The organism is Nocardioides eburneiflavus, assembly GCF_004785795.1.
In the GTDB taxonomy this organism is placed as follows: Bacteria; Actinomycetota; Actinomycetes; order Propionibacteriales; family Nocardioidaceae; genus Nocardioides; species Nocardioides eburneiflavus.
The window spans coordinates 2021926-2044327 of the sequence record NZ_SRRO01000001.1; the positions used below are offsets into that span (position 1 = coordinate 2021926).

Sequence of the window (22402 nt, forward strand, 5' to 3'; positions counted from 1 at the left end):
CCTCCGGCGTCAGCGCGCCACGAGGTAGCGGTTGGTGTGGTGCGTGACGAAGCCCAGGCGTCCGTACGTCGCGAGCGCGGCCGCGTTGTCGACCTCGACGTGCAGCCACGCGGTCGTCGCGCCGAGTGACGCTCCCCAGTCGAGCAGGTCGGCGATGACGGCCGTGCCGAGTCCCTGACGCCTGCGGGCGGGGTCGACCTCCACGGTGTGCAGCCCGACCCAGTCCCCGTCGACGTACGCCTCGCCGCGCGCCACGACCGTCTGGTCGACCAGCTCGACGACGCACGAGGAGCCGGTCTCGGTGAGCTCGGTCCCGTCGACGCCCGGGCCGGCCGCGCGCAGCGCCTGCGACGTCGGCGCGACCTGGAAGTGCGCATCGCCGCCAGCCACGGGTGTCCAGCCCAGGGAGCGGAACCACCGCTCGTGGTTCGAGCGCTGCTCCACCTGCACCATCGGCACCTGGCCGCGCGCGTCGTAGAACTTGTGCACCTCGTCGGTCGCGTGGGTCAGCGGGATGCCGGCGTCACCCATCGCGAGGGCCGAGTTGGCGCGCTTGCGGGGGCGGTCACCGGGTGCTGCCGGGCGTGCGCGGAGCACCCAGGCGCCGAGGTCCACGCGCTCCATGTCCGGCCACAGTCCGAGCCCGTGGTCCTCGGCAGCACGCGCGGGCACCCGGGCCCGCACGGACGCCCGCGGCGGCACGGGCTTGCCGGTGACCACCTCGGCCAACGGGATCCGCACCGGCCCGTGTCCCTCCCGGTCGACGGTGAGCGAGTCCGTGCCCCACGCCGTGCAGGTGCCCAGGACGTCGGTGGCCCGGCCGTCGGGCAGCAGATGGCGTACGACGACGCGCTGGCCGACGACGTGCGGTCCGAGCGCGTGGCGGCCGGTCGTCTCGCCGGGGTGGGGTTCTGACGTGTCGGGCACCCGCCGGATACTAGAGTGAAGCGACACGTTCCCCCATCCGTGCCCACCCGCCTTCAGGAGGACCTGGTGACCTACGTCATCGCCCAGCCGTGCGTCGACCTCAAGGACCGCGCGTGCGTCGACGAGTGCCCCGTCGACTGCATCTACGAGGGCAAGCGGATGCTCTACATCCACCCCGACGAGTGCGTCGACTGCGGCGCCTGCGAGCCCGTCTGCCCGGTCGAGGCGATCTTCTACGAGGACGACACCCCGGAGGAGTGGAAGGGCTACTACGACGCCAACGTTCACTTCTTCGACGACCTCGGTTCGCCCGGCGGTGCCGCCAAGATGGGCGTCATCGACAAGGACCACGAGCTCGTCGCCGCGCTGCCCCCGCAGGAGCACGACGAGTGACCGACCTTCCGCTGGTCGAGGAGGTCGCGCGGCGACCGTCACGAGACCACCGGAAGGTCTCGCACCGGCTCCCCGACTTCCCCTGGGACAAGCTGACGACGTACGCCGCGACGGCGCGTGCCCACCCCGGCGGGGTCTGCGACCTCTCGGTCGGCACGCCCGTCGACCCCACGCCCGCCGTCGTCCAGGACGCGCTGCGGGCGGCGGCCGACGCGCCGGGCTACCCGACCACCATCGGGCTCGAGGCCACCCGCCAGGCGGCGATCGACTGGCTCGGCCGCCGCCACGGCGTGGCCGGGCTGGGGCTCGACGGCGTGCTCCCGGTGACCGGGTCCAAGGAGCTCATCGCCTCCATGGCGTTGCACCTGGGCATCGGTCCGGGTGACCTCGTCGGCTACCCCGCGCTGGCCTACCCGACCTACGAAGTCGGTGCCGCGCTCGCAGGCGCCGACAGCCTCGCCACCGACTCGCTCACCGCGTTCGGTCCGCGCACCCCGCGGCTGCTCTGGCTCAACAGCCCGGCCAACCCGACCGGTCGCGTGCTGCCGCTCGACCACCTGCGCAAGGTGGTCGACTGGTGCCGCGAGCGCGGCACGATCCTCGTCTCCGACGAGTGCTACATCGAGTGCGCGTGGGAGGGCGACGCGCCGCTCTCGATCCTCGACCCAGAGGTCAACGGCGGCTCACTCGACGGCCTCCTCGCGGTCCACTCGCTCTCCAAGCGCTCCAACCTCGCTGGCTACCGGTGTGCCTTCCTGGCGGGCGACCCCGCCCTCGTCGGCGAGCTGCTCGCCGTCCGCAAGAACCTCGGCCTCCAGATGCCCGGCCCGCAGCAGCGGGCGATGATCGCCGCGCTCGACGACGACGCCCACGTCGAGGAGCAGCACGCCCGCTACGCCGCCCGCCGTACGCTCCTGCGCGGCGCGCTCGAGGCCGCGGGCTTCCGCATCGACCACTCCGAGGCCTCGCTCTACCTCTGGGCGACCAGAGGAGAGGACTGCTGGCAGACCGTCGCCGACCTCGCCCAGCAGGGGATCCTCGTCGCGCCCGGCGAGTTCTACGGGCCCACGGGGCGCCAGCACGTACGCGTCGCCTTCACCGCGACCGACGAGCGCGTCGCCGCCGCCGTCGCGCGCCTCTCCGCCTGACGTCGCTCGCGGCGACCTGCGGGCCGGACGTCAGTCGAAGACGTCGACGTGCACGTGGTCGCGGTGCTCCAGGATCGCCCGGTCGCCGCCCGCCGAGGACGGGACGCGGTAGTCGCGCCACCCGTCGCCCGCCCAGGACCCGGCGCGCCAGATCCGGTCGTCGAAGATGATCGTCCTGACGGCGAGCCGGTCGGCGTTGGCGACGAGGTAGGACGCCATCGCCCAGCCGCGCTTCTTGCTCTCGGCGCTGACCGGCCGGAAGAACACGTCGACCGCCCGGCCCTCGTAGTGCGCCGAACCCGCCATGTGGCCGCTGGACACGCCGCCGGGCTCGAAGCCGCCGAGGGACAGAGTGCCGAAGCGCGCCTCGAGGTCCTCGCGCACCCTGGCGGCGCGCTCGACGAGCCCGGTCGCGTCGATCTCGTCGCTGGCCTCGTCGGCGTCGCCCGGCACGTCGCACCACAGCGCACCGGGTGAGTTGCCCGTCAGCGCGGAGGCCAGCACGCGGCCGTCCTGCTCGTGGTCGGCGTACGCGTCGGGGTAGGCCGAGCGCTGCACCTCCTGGGCAGCGACGGTGATCTCCATCGAGTCGTAGCCGTCCACCTTCTGGAGCGCGTCGAAGAACGCGTTGGTCGAGTAGGCCGGGTCCATCAGCTGCTCGACGCTGCCCCAGCCCTGCGACGGACGCTGCTGGAACAGCCCGACGGAGTCGCGGTCGCCGTAGTCGATGTTGTAGAGCTTCGACTCCTGGTAGGCCGTGGCGAGGGCGATGCTCGCCGCCCGCGCCGGCATCCCGCGCTCGATCGAGATCGCCGTGATGAGTGCGGCGTTCTCGGCCTGCTCGAGGTCCACCTCGACGGTGTGGCCGTCGACCTCGGCGGTGCACCCGCTGGTGTCGAGGATCCGCGGCACGCCGCCGCGGTCGACGAGCACCAGCGCGGTCGCCGCCGCGCCGAGGGCGACCACCGCGCCGACCCCGGCCGTACGCAGGGACGGCACGGCTAGTTGGCGTGCAGCGCCGCGTTGAGGGCGATGCCATCGCCCTTCCACGGCACTGCCTGGATGGCGCCCGTGACCGAGTTGCGGCGGAACAGGATGTTGTCGACGCCCGAGAGCGTGGCGGCCTTCACCACGCGCGGCTTGCCGTCCATGTCGGACACGGTCACCTTCGTGCCGGCGGTGACGTAGCAGCCGGCCTCGACGACGCAGTCGTCACCGAGGGAGATGCCGATGCCGGCGTTGGCGCCGAGCAGGCAACGCTCACCGATGGAGATGACCTCCTTGCCGCCGCCCGACAGGGTGCCCATGATCGAGGCGCCGCCTCCGACGTCGGAACCGTCGCCGACGACGACGCCGCCGGAGATGCGCCCCTCGACCATCGAGGTGCCGAGCGTGCCGGCGTTGAAGTTCACGAAGCCCTCGTGCATGACCGTCGTGCCCTCGGCGAGGTGCGCGCCGAGCCTTACGCGGTCGGCATCGCCGATGCGTACGCCGGTGGGCAGGACGTAGTCGACCATCCGGGGGAACTTGTCGACGCCGAAGACGGTCACCTGCTGCCCGCTCGCGCGGAGCCGGGCGCGGGTCGCCTCGAAGCCCTCGACGGCGCACGGCCCGGCGGAGGTCCACACGACGTTGGTGAGCAGGCCGAAGACCCCGTCGAGGTTCTGCCCGTGCGGCCTGACCAGCCGGGTGGAGAGCAGGTGCAGCCGCAGCCACACGTCCTCCGTGGTGGCCGGGGCGTCGTCGAGGTCGGCGATCTCGACCAGGCGCACCTCACGGCGTACGCCGCGCACCTCGTCGTCGCCCTCCAGCGCGGTCAGCTCCGCCGGGGCGTCGCCCTCGGTCGCGCCGAGGACGGGGGAGGGGAACCACGCGTCGAGGACGGTGTCGCCGGAAGAGCCGGCGTGGATGGTCAGCAGGGCGTAGCCAGAAGCAGCGGTCACGGGGACAGCCTACGGAGGCCGCCCCACCCACCCGGGTGGTGGCTACTGACCGGCGCGGCCGTCGATGCACTCACGCACCAGGTCGGCGTGACCGCAGTGGCGGGCGTACTCCTCGATCATGTGCACCACGATGTCGCGCACCTCGGTCGGCTCGCCGTGCACGTCGACGATCGCGTCGAGGTCGGTGCGGTCCAGCACCTCGCGGGCGTACGCGATCTCCGACTGCCACAGCGCGTGGCTGGCACGCACCAGGTCGTCGTCGGCGTCGGGGAACGTGAAGCCCGCGTCCTCGGCCTCGTCCTGGAACAGCCGCGGAAGGTCCATCCGCGCCTCGATCACCCGGCGGAACCAGCTCTGCTCCACCCGCGCCATGTGCCGGACCAGGCCGAGCAGCGAGATGTTGGACGGCGGCACGGCCTTGGTCGCCAGCTGAGCGGCGTCGAGGCCGTCACACTTGAGGGCCAGCGTCTGGCGGTAGTGCTCGAGGTAGCCGAGGAGGCACTCCCGCTCGCCGCGCGTCGGCCCCATCTGCATCCGCGGGTCCTGGTCGGTCGGGAGCCACATGCCGTCATAACCGGGGTGCGCCATGGGATCACCCAACCGTCCGCCACCGGGGACAGTCCAGTGGATTCTGGCTCCTCGCCGAGGTAGTCCAGTGAGTATTGGCTCCTCACCGAGGTAGTCCAGTGGACAACGGTCGCGTCGGGGACCAGAAGCCAGCCACTTTCCACTGGACTATCCGGCGGACCGCGGCGCCACACGTCAACCACTTCCCACTGGACTATCCCGCGGACCGCGGCGGCGCCCGCCCGTCGGCGACCTGCCCTGTGGACGACCACCACGAGGGCCGCTCCGCGGGGAAGCGTATTCCCGTGTACTCGTCGACCTCCTTCCACCCACGCCGCCCGGGGTTGGTCCTTCCTGTGGCCGTCGACCCGTCCGGCCGGGCGGGGCCGACGCGTGGCCAGGCCCGCGGGAGGAAGTGGCGTACGTCGAGTCGTGGGCTGGTGGTCCCGGCCGACGTGACCGTCACCTCTCAGCAGCGAGCCCTCGAGGCGAGCGCGGTCCTTGGCGACGACGAGGCGGTCACGGGATGGGCCGCGCTGGACTGGTTGGGGGCGCGGTGGTTCGACGGCACGTCCAACGGCGTCGAACCTCGTGACGTGCCGCTGGTTGCCAGGCGGCACCTGCTGACGCAACCGGGATTCTCGGTGAGCCAGGAGTTCCTCAGCCCGGAGGAGATCGAGGTCGTCGACGGCCTGCCCATCACCCGCGCGGTCAGGTCGGTGGCCTTCGAGATGCGCCGCGCGGCCACCCTGGGCGACGCCGTCGTGGCCCTCGACATGGCCTGCTACTCGGACCTGGTGAGCATCGCCGAGGTGTCCGCGTACGTCGCGCAGCTCGGTCCGGTGACGGGCATCCAGCAGGCGCGTGACGCATTGGCCGAGGCCGACGAGAACTCGTGGTCGCCGCGCGAGTCGCAGATGCGAGGTGTCTGGACGCGCCGGGCAGGTCTGGCCAGGCCGCGATGCAACGCACCCGTCTTCACCTCCGACGGCCGGCACATCGGCACCCCCGACCTGGTCGATCCGCGGCTCGGGCTCATCGGGCTCTACAACGGGCGCGACCACCTGACGCTCGTCGGCGCGTCGTTCGACCGCGACCAGGAGGCGGCGTACCGCGACCTCGGGCTCGAACCGGTGACGATGCTCGCCACTGACTGGTCCGACCTCGATGCATTCGTTCGGAGGGTGCACCAGGCTGCGAGGCGGGCTCGTGATCGGCACGACGTCCGAAGGTGGACGCTCACCCCTCCGCGGGGATGGACCTCGACCGCGACAGTCGAGCAACGCCGTGCCCTCACCGCGGACCAGCGTCGGCGCTACCTGCGGTATCGGTTGGCTGGCTGACTCCTGACGTCACGCACTCGTACGGCGTCGCTCTCGCGGTAGTCCAGTTGGCAATGGCTCATCGATTGGATAGTCCAGTGGAGAATGGTCCGGAATGAGGCGGAAGGGCAGCCACTTCCCACTGGACTACCCCAGCTGAGGCGGAAGGGCAGCCACTTCCCACTGGACTACCACGCGAACCCGCGGCCGTCCTTCAGACCCCGACACCCAATGGATTGGCGCGCCCTCGCGCGCGAGCCGTACGATCGCCGCAGGCGCTCGAGCCGTCATCAGCGGCGAGCCTCGGGAAGAACGGGTACGGCGAACCGGCCGCCACCTCACTAGACCCCGACGGGTACGGCCCGACACAGCCGAACGAAGCGGTTCGCAGCACGTTGGTTTCGACACGGGACTTCGTCCCTGCTCGACCAGCGGTGAGGCGGGCAAGCGAGGTGGTACCGCGGCATCCTCCGTCGGAGGTGGTCGTCCTCGCGGGTTTCGAGACAGGACTTCGTCCTTCATCGACCAGCGAGAGAGAGCCATGACGTACCCCAAGGTCAGCAACACCGACGCCACGACCGTGGCCAGCAGCCCCCGATTCCCCGAGATCGAGGAGGCGGTGCTCGCGTACTGGGAGAAGGACGACACCTTCCGCGCGAGCGTCGAGCAGCGCGACGCGGGTGAGGACGGGGCCAACGAGTTCGTCTTCTACGACGGCCCGCCCTTCGCCAACGGCCTGCCCCACTACGGGCACCTGCTGACCGGCTACGTCAAGGACCTCATCCCTCGCTACCAGACGATGCGCGGCAAGCGCGTCGAGCGCCGCTTCGGCTGGGACACCCACGGCCTGCCCGCCGAGCTCGAGGCGATGCGCCTCAACGGGATCAAGACCACCGACGAGATCGTTGAGCTGGGCATCGAGAAGTTCAACGAGGCCTGCCGCCAGTCGGTCCTGAAGTACACCGGGGAGTGGCGCGACTACGTCACCCGCCAGGCGCGCTGGGTCGACTTCGACAACGACTACCGCACGATGAACCCGGAGTTCATGGAGTCGGTCATCTGGGCCTTCAAGCAGCTCCACGACAAGGGCCTCGTGTACGAGGGCTTCCGCGTCCTGCCCTACTGCTGGCAGGACGAGACGCCGCTGTCCAACCACGAGCTGCGGATGGACGACGACGTCTACCAGATGCGGCAGGACCCGGCCGTGACCGTCGGCTACGACGTCACCACCGACGGTCCGTTCAAGGGCGTCAAGGTCCTCGTCTGGACGACGACGCCGTGGACCCTGCCCTCCAACCTCGCCGTCATGGTCGGCGAGGACATCGACTACGTCGTGGTCACCTCCGACGGCCCGACCGGCAGCCCGGAGCGCTACCTCATCGCCGAGGCCCGGCTGGCGTCGTACGCCCGCGATCTCGGCGAGACCCCCGAGGTCACCTGGCGCGGGACGGGCGCCGACCTCGTCGGCCTCGAGTACGCCCCGCCGTTCTCCTACTACGCCGGCCACGCGCGCGCCTTCCGCCTCGTGCCCGCCGAGTTCGTCACGACCACGGACGGCACCGGGCTGGTGCACACCGCCGGCGCCTTCGGTGAGGACGACAAGGTCGTCACCGACCGCGAGGGCATCGAGGCCGTCATGCCGGTCGGCAAGGACGGCCGCTTCACGTTCCCGGTCACCGACTACGAGGGCATGCAGGTCTTCGACTCCAACCTGCAGATCATCGACCACCTCAAGGCCGCCACGAAGGGCGACGGTGACGTCGGCTCGGTGACCCCCGGCACCGTCCTCGTGCGCCGCGAGACCTACGACCACTCCTACCCGCACTGCTGGCGCTGCCGGCAGCCGCTGATCTACAAGGGCGTCTCGTCGTGGTTCGTCGAGGTGACCAAGGTCAAGGAGCGCCTGATGGCGCTCAACCAGGAGATCCGCTGGGTCCCCGACCACATCAAGGACGGCCAGTTCGGCAAGTGGCTGGAGAACGCCCGCGACTGGTCGATCACCCGCAACCGCTTCTGGGGCTCGCCCGTCCCGGTGTGGAAGTCCGACGACGAGCACTACCCGCGCGTCGACGTGTACGGCTCCTTCGAGGAGATCGAGCGCGACTTCGGCACCCTGCCCCGCGACAAGGACGGCAACCCCGACCTCCACCGTCCGTTCGTCGACGAGCTGACCCGGCCGAACCCCGACGACCCCACCGGGAAGTCCACGATGCGCCGCGTCACCGACGTCCTCGACGTCTGGTTCGACTCCGGCTCGATGAGCTTCGCGCAGGTGCACTACCCGTTCGACAACAAGGACTGGTTCGAGCACCACTTCCCGGGTGACTTCATCGTCGAGTACATCGGCCAGACGCGCGGCTGGTTCTACACGATGCACGTGCTGGCGGGCGCGATCTTCGACCGCCCGGCGTTCTCGACCTGCCTGAGCCACGGCATCGTGCTCGGCAACGACGGCCAGAAGATGTCGAAGTCCCTGCGCAACTACCCCGACGTGCGCGAGGTCTTCGACCGCGACGGCGCCGACGCGATGCGCTGGTTCCTCATGTCGAGCCCGATCCTGCGTGGCGGCAACCTCGTCGTGACCGAGCAGGGCATCCGCGACTCGGTGCGGCAGGTGCTGATCCCGTTGTGGAACAGCTGGTCCTTCTTCAGCCTCTACGCCAACGCCGCCAAGGACGGTCAGGGCCACGACGCCGACTGGCGCACCGACAGCGCCCACCCGATGGACCGCTACATCCTGGCCAAGCTGCGCGACTACGTCGCCGCGATGACCGACCAGCTCGACAACTACGAGGTCGCCGCCGCGTGCGACTCGACGCGCGGCTTCCTCGACGTGCTGACCAACTGGTACATCCGGCGCTCGCGCGAGCGGTTCTGGGGCGAGGACGCCGACGCGTTCGACACGCTGCACACCGTGCTGGAGGTGGTCTGCCGCGTCACCGCACCGCTGATGCCGCTGACGACCGAGGAGGTCTGGCGCGGCCTGACCGGCGAGCGCTCGGTGCACCTCACCGACTGGCCGTCCGCCGACGACCTCCCTGCGGACGACGCGCTGGTGGCAGCGATGGACACCGTCCGCGACGTCTGCTCGGCGGGCTCCGCGCTGCGCAAGGCCGCCAACCTCCGCAACCGCCTGCCGCTGTCCGGGCTGACGGTCGTGAGCGACGCCGACCTCAGCGGCTTCGAGTCGCTGGTCGCCGACGAGCTCAACCTCAAGGCCGTCACCCTCCTCGCGGCCGACGCGCCCGAGGCGGAGTCGTACGGCGTCTCGCAGCGCCTCACCGTCAACGCCCGCGCCGCAGGACCGCGGCTCGGCAAGGACGTCCAGCTCGCGATCAAGGGCTCGAAGTCGGGTGACTGGTCGGTCGCCGAGGACGGCACCGTCACCGCGGGCGGCCTCGCGCTGGTCGAGGGGGAGTACGCCCTCGAGACCGTCGCCGGCACCTCCGACGACGACACGGCGATCGGCATGCTCCCGCGCGGCGGCTTCGTCGTGCTCGACACCGCCGTGACGCCCGAGCTCGAGGCCGAGGGCACCGCCCGCGACTTCGTGCGCGCGGTCCAGCAGGCGCGCAAGGACGCGGGGCTCCAGGTCAGCGACCGCATCTCGCTGACGATCGACGGACCCGAGGAGACGCTCGTCGCCGCACGGACCCACGAGGCCCTGATCGCCGAGGAGACGCTCGCCACCGCGGTGTCGTACGCCGACGCGGCCGAGGTCGGCGTACGTGTGAGCCGCGCCTGATCGCAGGTGACTGGTCGGCGGGCTGGTTGGATGGGGCCATGGCCCACCTCGACCTGTCCGCCGACGTCGTCACCCTCACCCAGCAGCTCGTCGACACCTTCTCCGTCAGCCACGAGGAGCAGGAGATCGCCGACGCGGTCGAGGCCGCGCTGGGCGCCCTGCCCCACCTCACCGTCACCCGCCGGGGTCACACGGTCGTCGCACGTACGGACCTGGGGCGCGGCGAGCGGGTCGTGATCGCCGGGCACCTCGACACCGTGCCGCTCAACGACAACCTGCCCTCCCGCCTCGAGGGCGGCATCCTGCACGGCCTCGGCAGCTGCGACATGAAGGGCGGCGACGCGGTCATGCTCAAGCTCGCCGCCGACCTCTCCGCTCCCAACCGTGACCTGACCTTCGTCTTCTACGAGGCCGAGGAGGTCGACTCGGTCCACAACGGGCTGCGCAAGCTCACCGTCAGCGACCCCGACCTCCTGCGGGCCGACTTCGCGATCCTGATGGAGCCCAGCAACGCGTCGGTCGAGGCCGGCTGCCAGGGCACGATGCGCGTCGACGTACGCACCACGGGCGAGCGCTCGCACAGCGCCCGCAGCTGGAAGGGCGTCAACGCCATCCACCTCGCCGGGCCGGTGCTCGACCGCCTCAACGACTACGTCGCGCGCCAGCCCGAGATCGACGGCCTGACCTACCACGAGGGGCTCAACGCCACCGGCATCCGCGGCGGCGTCGCCGGCAACGTGATCCCCGACGAGTGCGTCGTCGAGGTCAACTTCCGCTTCGCCCCCGACCGCAGCGAGACCGACGCCGAGGCGTACGTCCGCGAGTTCTTCGACGGCTACGACGTGACGGTGACCGACATGGCCGCCGGCGCACTGCCCGGCCTCGACCGGCCAGCCGCCAAGGCGTTCGTCCAGGCCGTCGGGGGAGAGGTCGCGCCGAAGTTCGGCTGGACCGACGTCGCGCAGTTCACCAAGCTGGGGATCCCCGCGGTCAACTTCGGCCCCGGTGACCCGATGTTCGCCCACAAGCAGGACGAGCACGTCCCCACCGAGCACATCGAGCGCTGCGAGCGCCTCCTGAAGGACTGGCTCGCATGAAGGACCGCTACAAGGGGCCGATCCTCGAGCGGCGCGGCCAGGTCGAGCCGGGCACGACGGACCAGCGCCTGCTCGACTCCCGAGGGCCCACCGACTGGGTGCACGAGGACCCGTGGCGCGTGATGCGCATCCAGGCCGAGTTCGTCGAGGGTTTCGGCGCGCTCGCCGAGCTGGGACCCGCGATCGCGGTCTTCGGCTCCGCGCGCACCCCCGCCGACCACCCGTTCTACGCGATCGGTGAGCAGGCCGGCCGCAAGCTGGCCGAGGCCGGCTTCGCGGTCATCACCGGCGGCGGCCCGGGCGCGATGGAGGCCGCCAACAAGGGCGCCTGCGAGGCCGGGGGAGTGAGCGTCGGGCTGGGCATCGAGCTGCCCTTCGAGTCCGGCCTCAACCAGTGGGTCGACAAGGGCATCAACTTCCGCTACTTCTTCGCCCGCAAGACCATGTTCGTCAAGTACTCCCAGGGCTTCGTCGTGCTGCCCGGCGGCCTGGGCACCTTCGACGAGCTCTTCGAGGCCCTGACGCTGGTGCAGACGCAGAAGGTCACCTCGTTCCCGATCGTGCTCATCGGCACCGCCTACTGGCAGGGGCTGCTCGACTGGTTGCGCGGCACCGTGCTCGCCGAGGGCAAGATCAACGCCGCCGACCTCGACATGATGGTGCTCACCGACGACCTCGACGAGGCCGTGGCGCTGATGGTCGCCGCCCGCGAGGACCGCTGGCCCACCCCGCGCCCGGAGCGTCCCGAATGATGTGGCTGTTCGCCGTCCTCGTCGTCCTCGCGATGGGCGGGGTCGCGATGATCGCCTCCGGTCGCGGCGGCTCGATGCCCCCGGCCTACGACGACCGTCCCGACGTCGTGCTCCCCACGGACCGCCCGATCGGGGCGCAGGACCTGCGCACCGTACGGTTCCCGCTGGCGCTGCGCGGCTATCGGATGTCCGACGTCGACGCCCTGCTCGCGCGGCTGGCCACCGAGCTCGAGGACCGCGGCGACCCGCCCGCCCCTCCCGGCCCGCCCGCCCCTCCCGGCACGCACGTGCAGCCCGGCTCGTCTGGCGAGCCCCCGCGCGACTAGGGCAGACTGCCGCGTCATGTCGTTCCCTGTCGTCGTCTGGATCCTCACGGCCCTCGCCGCCGTGGCGATCGTGCTGACCCGGCTGCGCCTCAGCGGCGACGGTGCGGCCGGCCGGTTCTCGATCAGCCGCCGGCTCCCCCTCACCCACTTCGTGGCAGGGATGATCGCCCTCGTCCTGTGGCTCGGTGTGCTGCTGTTCCCAGAGGACACCCTCATCGGCGGTCCGGTGGTCGGCATCGCGGCCGTCGCCTTCTGGTGGCTGACCGCCATCTGCGGGCTGCTGATCCTGGCCCGCTGGCTGCCGGCCAAGGGGCGCCACGTCCCCGAGGCGGCCGGCGACAGCTGGAGCGACGGCCCCGGCCTGTCCCTGCTCGCCCACCTCGGCATGGTCGTCGGCGTGCTCGTGTTCACGTACGCCTACCTCACCGCCGCCGTCTGATGACGCGCGTCCTCGGCGCGTGCGCCGTCGTGCTCGCCCTGCTCGCGGGCACGTGGGCGGCGGCCCCCGCGACGGCGACGGCCGGTGCCGCGGCGTCCCCCGACCGGCCCGCAGTCGTCGAGGTCCGCACGATCGGCCACTCCGTCAAGGGCCGCCCGATCCGCGCCTGGCGCCTCGGCGAGCCGGGCAAGCGGCGGATCGTGCTCATCTCCACCATGCACGGCGACGAGCCGCACACCCGCCGGATCCTGGAGACCCTCCGCGACGGCCGGGTGATCCGCGGCGTCGACCTCTGGGTGATGCCTACCTACAACCCCGACGGTCTCGCCCGCGGCACCCGTCGCAACGCGCGCGGCGTCGACCTCAACCGCAACTTCCCGCACCGCTGGAAGGACCTCGACGGCCGCTACGAGTCGGGCCCCCGGCCCGCCAGCGAGCCCGAGACGCGCGCCGTCATGCGCTTCCTCGAGGAGATCGACCCGCGCCGGGTGCTGAGCTTCCACCAGCCGCTGCACGGCATCGACACCGACACCAAGGAGCCGGGCTTCGCGCGGCGCCTCGCACGAGCCCTCCGGCTGCCGCGCACCAGGCTGGACTGCGGCGGGCTGTGCCACGGCACGATGACGATGTGGTTCAACCACCGCTTCGACGGGTCGGCGCTGACGATCGAGTACGGCGCGCGCCCCTCGCGCCACCGGATGACGGTCCAGGCGCCCCGCCAGCTCCTCGGCGTGCTGGGCGCGCACCGCACGCGCGGCGGCTGACCGGAGGCGGTCAGCGGCCGGTGAAGACCGGCTTCTCCTTGGCCATGAAGGCGTCGACCGCGGCGAGGTGGTCGGCGGTGCCGCCGGTGAGCGCCATCTTGTCGGCCTCGAAGGCCAGCGACTCCTCGAGCGGGTGCGCGGAGGCGTACGCCACCGCCTGTCGGATCGAGCCGAACGCGACGGTCGGCCCGGCCGCGAGCCGCGCGGCGAGCGTCCCGACCGCCTGCGGGAGCTCCTCGGCCGTCACGACCTGCGTGGCCAGCCCCAGCTCGAGCGCCTCCGCGGCGTCGATGGTGCGCGGGAAGTAGAGCAGCTCCATCGCCTTCGCGCGGCCCACGAGGCGCGGCAGGGTCCAGCTCGAGCCGGTGTCGCACGAGAGGGCCACCCCGGCGAAGGAGGTGTTGTAGCCCGCCGAGTCGACCAGGATCCGGAAGTCCGCAGCGAAGGCGAGGCTCGCGCCGGCGCCGGCCGCGATCCCGTTGACGGCGGCGATGACCGGCTTCGCCATGGTGGCGAGGGCCAGCACGGTCGGGTTGTAGTGCAGCTCGACGGTCTCGGACAGCGGCACGTCCACCTCGCCCTTCAGCCCGGCCAGGTGCTCCTTGAGGTCCTGGCCCACGCAGAACGCGCGACCGCTGCCGGTCAGAACGACGCACCGTACGTCCGGGTCGTCGGCCACCTGGTGCACCGTGTCGCGCAGCAGCTCCTTGGTGGCCACGTCGAGGCCGTTCATCGCCTCGGGACGGTTGAGGGTGATCGTCGCGACGGCGTCCTCGACGTGGAGCAGGACGGGGCTGGACTCGGGGCTGGACTCGGCATGCGGGGTGGTCATGGCGGCAGTCTGCCCGACGAACATCCGCGTCAGTCCGCCCTGTGGTGCCGATCACGCGGGTCATGGGGGATAATGGACGTCGTACGACGCCGATCGAGGTGGCCAGCACGACTCCGCCGCCTCGTTTCGCATGTGAAGAGCCACATCCAGTGATGGCTGAACAGGAAGAGGTGCGCCGATGGCCGCCATGAAGCCCCGCACGGGCGACGGACCCCTCGAGGTCACCAAGGAGGGACGCGGCATCGTCATGCGCGTCCCGCTCGAGGGCGGTGGCCGGCTGGTCGTCGAGCTCAACGCCGAGGAGGCCACGGCCCTCGGTGACGCCCTCAAGGGTGTCACCGGCTGATCGTGCCCACCACTGCCGCGCTGCCGACACAGGTCTCTCCACCCGAGTTCGCCCTCAGTCCCGCGCTGCCGCACCAGATCGGTGGTGCGGAGGTGTGGGCGTTCCCCGTCCTCCCCGACGAGGACGGGCCGCTCCTGGGCCCCGGTGCCGATGAGGCCGCCGAGTCACTCGAGGTCGACCTGCTGGCCGCTCTCGAGGCAGCCCGCGCGACCGGTCGTACGGGTGAGGTGACCACGGTCCCCGTGGGCACCGCGTCCGACGGGCCGGGGCTCGTGCTCCTCGTCGGCGTGGGCGAGGCGGCCGTCGCCGACTTCCGACGCGCCGGGGCCTCGTTGGCCCGCGCGACGAAGGACCGGGCCAGCGTCGCCACGTCGCTGGCGGCGATCGCTCCCGACGACGGCCTCGCGGCCCTCGTCGTGGGTGCGATGCTCGGCTCGTTCGCCTTCCACTGGCGTTCCACCGGTCCCAAGGAGCAGCCGGTCGCGCGGATCGTGCTGGGCGGAGTCAGCACGGACGGCGCCGACGACGAGCTCGCCCGCGCCCTCGCGCTCGGTGGCGCCGGCTGGCGCTCGCGCGCCCTCGCCACCGTCCCGGCCAACCTCAAGACGCCGAGCTGGCTGGCCGAGCAGGCCGTCGAGGTCGGCGAGGCCGCCGGCCTGGAGGTGAAGGTCTGGGACGCCGCGCAGCTCGCGGCCGAGGGCTTCGGCGGGATCCTCGCCGTGGGCGGCGGCTCGGTCAACGAGCCGCGCCTCATCCGGATGGACTACACCCCGCGCGGTGCCACGAGGTCGTCGTCCAGGAAGCTGCCGACCGTCGTGCTCGTCGGCAAGGGCATCACCTTCGACAGCGGCGGACTCGACATCAAGCCCAGCGAGGGCATGCTGACGATGAAGCGCGACATGAGCGGAGGCGGCGCGGTCATCGCGGCCATGGCCGCACTCCGCGACGTCGACTGCCCGGTCCGCGTGGTCGGGCTGGTCCCGGCCGCGGAGAACTCGGTGAGCGGCTCGGCGATGCGTCCGGGCGACGTGATCACCCACTTCGGCGGCCGCACGTCCGAGGTCAACAACACCGACGCCGAGGGGCGTCTGGTGCTCGCCGACGCGATGGCCTACGCCGTCAGCGAGGTGGAGCCCGCCGCGCTGCTCGACATCGCCACCCTCACCGGCGCCATGAAGGTGGCGCTCGGCCAGTGGACCGGCGGCTACTTCGCCAACCACGAGGGCATGGCCGAGCAGGTCGAGGCCGCTGCGGCCGCGTCCGGCGAGAGCGCCTGGCGGATGCCGCTGGTCACCGACTACGAGGAGAAGGTCGCCTCCAAGATCGCCGACGGCGACAACGCCGCGGGCGGCGCGGGCGCGATCACCGCCGCGCTCTTCCTCCAGCACTTCGCCGGCGACGTGCCGTGGGCCCACGTCGACTTCGCCTCGGCCGCCGAGTCCCCGGCCGACCGCTTCGAGTGGACCGCCGGCCCCAGCGGCTGGGGTCCGCGCCTGCTGCTGTCCTGGCTCGGCTCCGACGACCCGCTGGCCGGGATCGCCTGATGCTCGGCCTCACCGTCCGCTGGTCCCTCGCCGACGCCCCGGACGGCGTCGAGCAGCGGCTCGCGGCGTACGTCGCCGAGACGTCCCACGCCCGGTTCACCGGCATGTCCGGCCTGCGGTTCAAGACGTGGCGACAGGTGCCGGGCGAGTGGTTCGAGGGCTGCTACGTCTTCGCCACCAGCGCGGCGCGCGAGGAGTTCCAGCGGACCTTCACCGAGGGTGCAGCCGAGTCGCCCGGGTCGCAGATCATCGGCAGCCCGCCGATCCTCGTCGAGGCGTGCGACGTCGTGGCGATCGCCGAGGGCTGGGACGGCTTCGTGGCCGCCTCCCACTTCTGATCCGTGACGGGCACGACGTGCCCGTTCGCGGTCAGGTCTCGGGGGCCCACTCCTTCTTGGCGGCCAGCAGGCCGTCGCCGACGGGGAGCAGCACCGGCACGAGCGCCTCGTGCTCGAGGATCGTGCGACCGAGGTCGCGGATCGTGACGGTCTCCTCGTCGCGCTGCGCGGGGTCGGCCACCCGGTCGTGCCACAGTGCGTTGTCGAAGGCCACGATCCCGCCCGGGCGCAGGAGCCGCAGCGCCTCCTTGAGGTAGGCGGCGTACTCGCGCTTGTCGCCGTCGCAGAACACGAGGTCGTAGTGACCGTCGGTGAGGCGCGGCAGGACGTCGAGCCCGGCGCCGGCGATCGTCCGGGCGCGGTTGCCGGGGATGCCCGCCTCGGTGAAGGTCTCCTTGGCCAGCCGCTGGTGCTCGGCCTCGATGTCGACGGTGGTGAGCACCCCGTCCGCGCGCATGCCGCGGAGCAACCAGAGCCCGGACACGCCGGTGCCGGTGCCGATCTCGACGACCGCTCGGGCGTCGAGGACCGAGGCGAGGAAGCGCAGGGCCGCTCCGACACCGGACCCCACCGGGGCCACGCCGACCTCGTCGGCGCGACTGCGGGCGGCGGCCAGGATGTCGTCCTCGGCCACGAACGACTCGGCGTAGGACCAGCTCGCGGGCTTGATCGGCGGGGTGTGGTTCGGCACGCGGCGACTCTATCGCGCGGCGCACCCTGCACGTGGCCGGGAACACACCGGCCCCCTCGCTCGTTGGGTGGTGTGATCCGGTCGGGCCTTTCTTGGCCGGAGCGCATGTGGTTCACAGGGAACTCTCAGGCGTGATGCCTAGCGTCAGGAAGGACAGCGAACCGTTGCAGCTGCGGTCGAGGAAGACGAGCCAGGGAGCTCTCGTGGGCGAGCAGGTCGGGACCACCCCCAGTCCGGGAGCGGGGTCCGACGCGGACTCGGCCGTCGTGCCGACGTGGGACGAGGTGGTCGAGCAGCACTCCGACCGCGTCTTCCGCCTGGCCTACCGCCTCACCGGCAACCGTCCCGACGCCGAGGACCTCACCCAGGAGGTCTTCGTCCGCGTCTTCCGTTCGCTCGACAGCTACACCCCCGGCACCTTCGAGGGGTGGCTGCACCGCATCACCACGAACCTGTTCCTCGACGGTGCCCGCCGCAAGCAGCGCATCCGGTTCGACCCGCTCTCCGACGAGCGCGCGTCCAGGCTCACCAGCACCTCGCCGGCGCCCGAGCTCGCCCTCGCCGACCAGACATTCGACGACGACATCGAGACCGCGCTCGCGACGCTGCCGCCCGACTTCCGCGCGGCGGTCGTCCTGTGCGACGTCGAGGGGCTGAGCTACGAGGAGATCGCGGAGATCATGGGCGCCAAGCTCGGCACCGTCCGCTCACGCATCCATCGCGGCCGCACCATGCTCCGCAAGGCCCTCGCCCACCGTGAGCCCGCTGCCGGCCGCTCGCGCTACTCCGGTCCGATCGCCCCCCAGCCGCGCGGACAGGTGTCGTGATGTCGCACCTGGGACCCCGCGTCAGCGCACTGCTCGACGGCCGGCTCGCGCCGGACGAGGAGGAGCGCTGCTGGAACCACGTCCACTCCTGCCACGCCTGCCGTGACCTCGTCGAGCAGGAGGGCTGGGTCAAGACCCAGCTCGCGCAGCTGTCCTTCGGGACCGGGCAGCCGTCGCACGACTTCAAGTCCGCCCTCCTCGGACGCTGCTCCGCGCTCCAGCCGGCCTCCGCCCCGTCGCTCGCTGCCGCCCCCTTCGCGACCTCGTCCACGCGCTCACGGCGCGGACTGGTCGCCATCGGCGGCGGCGCGGCGAGCGCGTGCGTCGTCGGCGTGCTGGCCCTCGGGGTCGCCGGGACGCCGCGCGTCGAGCCCCGTCCCCCGGTGACCGACCTGAGCCGGCCGACGACACCGGCGAGCCCGGTCGTCAACGTCGACGACCGCTCCGCGCGAGGACCGGTCTCACCCTCCCGGACGCCCCTGGCCGAGCGCCTCGTGGCGATCCGGGAGAAGATCGTCCCGTGAGCGACGAGCACCAGCCCGACGACCAGGCCCAGGACCACCACCCCGCAGACGCGCCGGACGCGCCCGCGGACGAGGCCCGTGACGAGCCTGCGCCCGAGGAGCCGACCCAGCCGCTCGCCGGCTGGCGCCTCCCGGAGTCCGCGGAGGAGCCCGCCGTCCAGCCCGAGGGGCGTGCGTACGGCGTCGGCGCCGACGAGGCGACGAGCGACCTGCTCGCCGGCCCACCGCCACCGCCGCACCGCGCCCCCTACGGCGAGCCCCAGCACCACCCGTACGGCGGCCAGGCACCCGAACAGGCTGCTCCCACGGTCCCGATGCAGCACCAGCACCCGAACCCCGGCTGGTTCGGCCCCGGCCCCTACCCGCCGCGCCCGATGTACGCCGCCCCGCCCGCCCCGTCGCGCAAGGTGGCGCTCTGGGTGTGGCCGGCCGTCGCCTGCCTCGCGCTGGTCGTCGGCATCCTCGGCGGACTCGCGGGCGGTGCGCTCCAGGACGAGCTCGCGTCCCAGCGCGGCACCAACGACAACGGCCTCGACGGCGTACGCACCCGGGCTGCCGCCCCGCTCGACGCGGAGAACGGATCGGTCGCGGCCGTGGCGCAGGCGCTGCTGCCCAGCACGGTCCAGATCGTCGCCGAGCTCGACGGGCAGGCCGGCGGGGCCACCGGGTCGGGCTTCGTGCTCGACAGCGAGGGCCACGTCGTCACCAACAACCACGTGGTGGCCTCCGCTGCCGAGGGCGAGGGGCCGATCCTGGTCATCGGCCAGTCCGGGGAGCGCCTCGAGGCCACCGTGGTCGGGCGCAGCCCGGTCTACGACCTCGCGGTGCTGCACGTCGACCGTGCCGACGGCCTCGAGCCGGCGGCCCTGGGCGCCTCGCAGGCGCTCAACGTGGGGGAGTCGGTCGTCGCCTTCGGCGCGCCCCTCGGCCTCAGCCAGACCGTGACGTCCGGCATCGTCAGCGCCCTCAACCGGCCCGTCACCACCTCCGGCGAGTCCGACGACGAGTCGTCCTACATCAACGCGGTCCAGACCGACGCCGCGATCAACCCCGGCAACTCCGGCGGCCCGCTGGTCAACCTCGCCGGCGAGGTGGTCGGCGTGAACTCCGCGATCGCCACGACCGGGGGAGCGACCCGCGAGTCGGGCAACATCGGCGTGGGCTTCGCGATCCCGATCGAGCAGGTCCGCACCACCGTCGACCAGATCCTGCGCACGGGCAAGGCGGAGTACCCCGTGATCGGCGCGCAGGTCCGCACCGGCGGCGAGCCCGACGCGGCGGGAGCGACCATCACGGAGGTCATGCCCGACACCCCGGCCTCCCGCGCCGGCCTGGAGGCCGACGACGTGATCGTGGCGGTCGACGACCAGCCGGTCAGCGACGGCATCGCGCTCATCGTGGCCATCCGTACGCACCTGCCGGGCGACACGGTGGAGATGTCGGTGGTCCGCGGTGGCGAGGAGCGGGTCGTGGAGGTCGAGCTCGACGGCAAGGTCGGATAGTCGCCCGACGACGACTCGGTGTCGGGCGGCTAGACCGTCGTGTCGCCCGGGTCGGGGCCGGCCTCGGCCTCGACGAACGGGTGCTCGTCGACGAAGGCACGGGTGTCGGCGTACATCCGCTGGATGAACTCCTCGAGCTGCACCCGCTCGACGCGCCACTGGCCGCGCCCGCCGATCTTGATCGCCGGCAGCTCGCCCCGGCGCACCAGCGCGTAGACCTGCGCGCCGGAGGTGTTGAGCACCTCGGCGACGTCGGCGAGCGTCAGGAAGCGGGGGTCGTCTGCCATGTCCCACATCGTGCCACCGACCCCCTGCTCCGTCGCCGACCGGCCGGTGCCTGTGGAGAGACAGGTGTGAAGTCCCGCGCGAGTGGCAATGATGGCGCCGTGCCTCGGAACACGTCTCGGACCCCAGCTCGCGCCTCCACCCACTCGTCCTCCCGCTCGTCCACCCGCCTCGGCGACGTCCCGCCGGCGACCCGGGCGAGCACGCCCGGCTGGCGCGACCCGAGGCTCTGGATCGGCGTCGTGCTCGTCACCGGGTCGGTCGTGGCGGGGGCGAGGATCCTGTCCGGGGCCGACGACATGACGCCGGTCTGGTCGGCGTCCGGCGACCTGGTCGCCGGGCAGACGCTGACGGCCGGGGACCTGCGGGCCACGCGGGTGCGCTTCGACGAGGACGCGGACCGCGACCGCTACCTCGAGGTCGACGACGACCTCCCGGCCACGCTCACCCTGACCCGCCCGCTGACCGCGGGTGAGCTGGTGCCGGCGGCCGCACTGGGCGAGGAACCCACCGACGACACGGTCGCTGTCTCGATCGCCGTGTCGGCCGAGCACGTGCCCACCGACCTGGTCCGCGGCTCCCGGGTGGACGTGTGGGTCCTCGCCGACCGGACCCTCGCCCAACGTCGCTCGCGCGGTGCCGAGCCCGTGCTGTCCGACATCGTGGTGCTGGACGCGCCCGTGGTGACCGACGCGTTCGCCTCGGCGACGAGCCGACAGCTCGTCCTCGCCGTGCCGGGCGCCGACGAGGAGTCCCTGGGCGCGCTCCTCGCGGCCAGCGGTGACGACCGTGTCCGTGTGGTCGGCAGGGGCTGACGCCGTGATCTGCGTGCTCCTGCTGGCGGCGGGGGAGCCCTGGGAGTCCCCGGCGTTCGCCGACCTCGAGGCGCATCCGGGCGTCGTCGTGCTCAAGCGCTGCGTCGACGTCGACGACCTGCTGGCGGCCGTCACCAGCGGGCAGGCCGACGTCGCCGTTGTCTCCCTCGACGGCCCCCGGTCTCGACGCGGCCAGCGTGGCCCACCTGCGGCGCCACGCCGTACGCCCCGTCGCCGTGACCTCCGCCCGCTCCGACGACCTCGACGTGCGCGAGCACGCCCAGCGGCTCGGCATCGCAGCCATGGTGGGGGCGGGCGAGCTGTCGTCGCTGCCGGAGGCCGTCACCACGGTCGACGACGTCGCCGACACCCGGGCACGCGACGACCAGCTCCCCGACCTGCTGGGAGGCGCCGACGCCTCCGACGCGACGCACGACGGTCGCGTGGTGGTGGTCTGGGGCCCCGCCGGTGCACCGGGGCGGACCACGGTCGCCACCAACCTCGCCTGGGAGGTCGCCCGGCGCGAGGAGGCCGTCGTACTGGCCGACCTCGACCCCTACGGTGGGGCCGTCGCCCAGCAGCTCGGGGTCCTCGACGAGGTGTCCGGGCTGCTCTCCGCGGCGCGGCTCGCCGCGGCCGGGCAGCTCGACGAACGGTTCGCCTCGGTCTGCCGGGGCGTGGGGGAGCACCTCGCCGTCGTCACCGGGCTGCCGCGCCCCGACCGGTGGCGGGAGGTCCGCGCCGCCCAGGTGGACCAGCTGCTCGAGGCAGCACGCGCCCGCGGGCACGTGCTGGTCGACACCGGTTTCAGCCTCGAGGACGACCCCGGGACCGACTTCGGCGCACGTCCCGGTCGCAACGCCCTCACCCTCGCGGCGATCGAGCAGGCCGACGAGCTGCTCGTGGTCGGGTCCGCAGACCCGGTCGGTCTCGCCCGGCTGGCCCGGGGGCTCGTGGACCTGCGCGAGCACACGGCAGGCGTCCCGGTGCGGGTCGTCGTCAACCGGATGCGGTCCTCGATCGGGTGGTCGGAGAAGGAGATCGCCGGCATGGTGGAGGGGTTCAGCCGCGTCGCCGGCCTGCACTTCCTGCCCGAGGACCGGGCCGGGCTCGACCGGGCGCTGGTCTCCGGACGGGCCCTCGCCGACCTCGGCGACTCCTCCCTCGTGCAGAGCCTCTCCGCGCTCGCCGACGCGGTGTTCCCCGCCAGCGTCAGGCCGGTGCCCCCGCGGGCGGGGTGGCGCCGCAGATCCTGAAAGTTCTGGTTTTAGTCAA

24 protein-coding genes are annotated in these 22402 nt (G+C 72.3%); 17 read left to right on the forward strand and 7 right to left on the reverse strand.

Annotated elements, in window-relative coordinates; genetic code table 11:
* Positions 1-9: 9 nt before the first annotated feature.
* Positions 10-927 (reverse strand): GNAT family N-acetyltransferase, encoded by a 918-nt coding sequence (locus EXE59_RS09470; protein ID WP_135838684.1) that lies wholly within the window; start codon positions 925-927, stop codon positions 10-12.
* 66 nt (positions 928-993) lie between these two features.
* Between EXE59_RS09470 and fdxA the strand changes: the two genes are divergently transcribed.
* Positions 994-1320: a ferredoxin gene (gene fdxA, locus EXE59_RS09475; RefSeq protein ID WP_056604759.1), complete on the forward strand. Its 327-nt coding sequence runs from the start codon at positions 994-996 to the stop codon at positions 1318-1320.
* Positions 1317-2468 carry a succinyldiaminopimelate transaminase gene (gene dapC, locus EXE59_RS09480; RefSeq protein ID WP_281280303.1) on the forward strand — a complete coding sequence of 384 codons (1152 nt, stop codon included), beginning with the start codon at positions 1317-1319 and terminating at the stop codon, positions 2466-2468. Before fdxA ends, dapC begins: the two co-directional genes overlap by 4 nt.
* Before the next feature lie 30 nt (positions 2469-2498).
* Here dapC and EXE59_RS25000 read toward each other — a convergent pair whose 3' ends face one another.
* Genes EXE59_RS25000 through EXE59_RS09495 form a run of 3 tightly spaced genes read right to left on the reverse strand, consistent with a single transcriptional unit; the run spans position 2499 to position 4999 of the window.
* A complete protein-coding gene (locus tag EXE59_RS25000) occupies positions 2499-3467 on the reverse strand; it encodes a VldE C-terminal domain-containing protein (protein ID WP_135838685.1) in 969 nt (322 codons plus the stop codon).
* A gap of 2 nt (positions 3468-3469) precedes the next feature.
* Positions 3470-4411, reverse strand: a complete 942-nt coding sequence (gene dapD, locus EXE59_RS09490) for a 2,3,4,5-tetrahydropyridine-2,6-dicarboxylate N-succinyltransferase (protein WP_135838686.1) — start codon at positions 4409-4411, stop codon at positions 3470-3472.
* A 42-nt stretch (positions 4412-4453) separates the two neighbouring features.
* Positions 4454-4999, reverse strand: coding sequence for a DinB family protein (locus EXE59_RS09495; RefSeq protein ID WP_168218468.1), 546 nt, complete (start codon positions 4997-4999; stop codon positions 4454-4456).
* A 284-nt stretch (positions 5000-5283) separates the two neighbouring features.
* On the opposite strand from EXE59_RS09495, the gene EXE59_RS09500 reads away from it, so the two are divergent.
* From EXE59_RS09500 to EXE59_RS09530, 7 genes are all read left to right on the forward strand, one after another.
* Entirely contained in the window at positions 5284-6321 is a 1038-nt protein-coding gene (locus EXE59_RS09500) for a hypothetical protein (protein WP_135838687.1), read from the forward strand.
* A 520-nt stretch (positions 6322-6841) separates the two neighbouring features.
* Positions 6842-10045, forward strand: a complete 3204-nt coding sequence (gene ileS / locus EXE59_RS09505; protein WP_135838688.1) for an isoleucine--tRNA ligase — start codon at positions 6842-6844, stop codon at positions 10043-10045.
* Positions 10046-10083: 38 nt separating this feature from the next.
* On the forward strand, positions 10084-11142 hold the full coding sequence (gene dapE, locus EXE59_RS09510; RefSeq protein WP_135838689.1) for a succinyl-diaminopimelate desuccinylase: 1059 nt from the start codon (positions 10084-10086) through the stop codon (positions 11140-11142).
* Entirely contained in the window at positions 11139-11894 is a 756-nt protein-coding gene (locus EXE59_RS09515; protein WP_135838690.1) for an LOG family protein, read from the forward strand. The genes dapE and EXE59_RS09515 overlap by 4 nt, the downstream gene beginning before the upstream one ends.
* On the forward strand, positions 11891-12220 hold the full coding sequence (locus EXE59_RS09520) for a DivIVA domain-containing protein (protein ID WP_246056668.1): 330 nt from the start codon (positions 11891-11893) through the stop codon (positions 12218-12220). The genes EXE59_RS09515 and EXE59_RS09520 overlap by 4 nt, the downstream gene beginning before the upstream one ends.
* Positions 12221-12236: 16 nt before the next feature.
* Entirely contained in the window at positions 12237-12659 is a 423-nt protein-coding gene (locus EXE59_RS09525; RefSeq protein ID WP_135838691.1) for a hypothetical protein, read from the forward strand.
* The gene (locus EXE59_RS09530) at positions 12659-13423 is read left to right on the forward strand and encodes a M14 family zinc carboxypeptidase (RefSeq protein ID WP_135838692.1); all 765 of its coding nucleotides are present in this window, start codon (positions 12659-12661) and stop codon (positions 13421-13423) included. The genes EXE59_RS09525 and EXE59_RS09530 overlap by 1 nt, the downstream gene beginning before the upstream one ends.
* Before the next feature lie 10 nt (positions 13424-13433).
* On the opposite strand, the gene EXE59_RS09535 is transcribed toward EXE59_RS09530, so the two are convergent.
* A complete protein-coding gene (locus EXE59_RS09535) occupies positions 13434-14255 on the reverse strand; it encodes an enoyl-CoA hydratase/isomerase family protein (protein ID WP_135838693.1) in 822 nt (273 codons plus the stop codon).
* Positions 14256-14433: 178 nt separating this feature from the next.
* On the opposite strand from EXE59_RS09535, the gene EXE59_RS09540 reads away from it, so the two are divergent.
* Genes EXE59_RS09540 through EXE59_RS09550 form a run of 3 tightly spaced genes read left to right on the forward strand, consistent with a single transcriptional unit; the run spans position 14434 to position 16483 of the window.
* Positions 14434-14601, forward strand: coding sequence for a DUF3117 domain-containing protein (locus tag EXE59_RS09540; RefSeq protein WP_129456930.1), 168 nt, complete (start codon positions 14434-14436; stop codon positions 14599-14601).
* Between the two features lie 2 nt (positions 14602-14603).
* Positions 14604-16145: a leucyl aminopeptidase family protein gene (locus EXE59_RS09545; protein ID WP_246056670.1), complete on the forward strand. Its 1542-nt coding sequence runs from the start codon at positions 14604-14606 to the stop codon at positions 16143-16145.
* A complete protein-coding gene (locus EXE59_RS09550; protein WP_135838695.1) occupies positions 16145-16483 on the forward strand; it encodes a hypothetical protein in 339 nt (112 codons plus the stop codon). Before EXE59_RS09545 ends, EXE59_RS09550 begins: the two co-directional genes overlap by 1 nt.
* 31 nt (positions 16484-16514) lie before the next feature.
* On the opposite strand, the gene EXE59_RS09555 is transcribed toward EXE59_RS09550, so the two are convergent.
* Positions 16515-17174: an O-methyltransferase gene (locus tag EXE59_RS09555; protein WP_246056673.1), complete on the reverse strand. Its 660-nt coding sequence runs from the start codon at positions 17172-17174 to the stop codon at positions 16515-16517.
* Between the two features lie 266 nt (positions 17175-17440).
* On the opposite strand from EXE59_RS09555, the gene sigE reads away from it, so the two are divergent.
* From sigE to EXE59_RS09570, 3 genes are read left to right on the forward strand one after another with little or no spacing between them, the layout of a single operon-like run.
* Positions 17441-18001 (forward strand): RNA polymerase sigma factor SigE, encoded by a 561-nt coding sequence (sigE, locus tag EXE59_RS09560; protein WP_246057055.1) that lies wholly within the window; start codon positions 17441-17443, stop codon positions 17999-18001.
* Positions 18001-18525, forward strand: coding sequence for an anti-sigma factor (locus EXE59_RS09565; protein ID WP_135838697.1), 525 nt, complete (start codon positions 18001-18003; stop codon positions 18523-18525). Before sigE ends, EXE59_RS09565 begins: the two co-directional genes overlap by 1 nt.
* Positions 18522-20027, forward strand: coding sequence for a S1C family serine protease (locus EXE59_RS09570; RefSeq protein WP_135838698.1), 1506 nt, complete (start codon positions 18522-18524; stop codon positions 20025-20027). Before EXE59_RS09565 ends, EXE59_RS09570 begins: the two co-directional genes overlap by 4 nt.
* Before the next feature lie 29 nt (positions 20028-20056).
* On the opposite strand, the gene EXE59_RS09575 is transcribed toward EXE59_RS09570, so the two are convergent.
* Entirely contained in the window at positions 20057-20314 is a 258-nt protein-coding gene (locus EXE59_RS09575; RefSeq protein WP_135838699.1) for a helix-turn-helix domain-containing protein, read from the reverse strand.
* Between the two features lie 99 nt (positions 20315-20413).
* On the opposite strand from EXE59_RS09575, the gene EXE59_RS09580 reads away from it, so the two are divergent.
* Together EXE59_RS09580 and EXE59_RS23730 are read left to right on the forward strand one after the other, a co-directional pair.
* The gene (locus tag EXE59_RS09580; RefSeq protein ID WP_135838700.1) at positions 20414-21127 is read left to right on the forward strand and encodes a CpaB family protein; all 714 of its coding nucleotides are present in this window, start codon (positions 20414-20416) and stop codon (positions 21125-21127) included.
* A gap of 197 nt (positions 21128-21324) precedes the next feature.
* Positions 21325-22383 (forward strand): CpaE/TadZ family protein, encoded by a 1059-nt coding sequence (locus EXE59_RS23730; RefSeq protein ID WP_168218469.1) that lies wholly within the window; start codon positions 21325-21327, stop codon positions 22381-22383.
* The last annotated feature ends 19 nt before the right edge of the window (positions 22384-22402 follow it).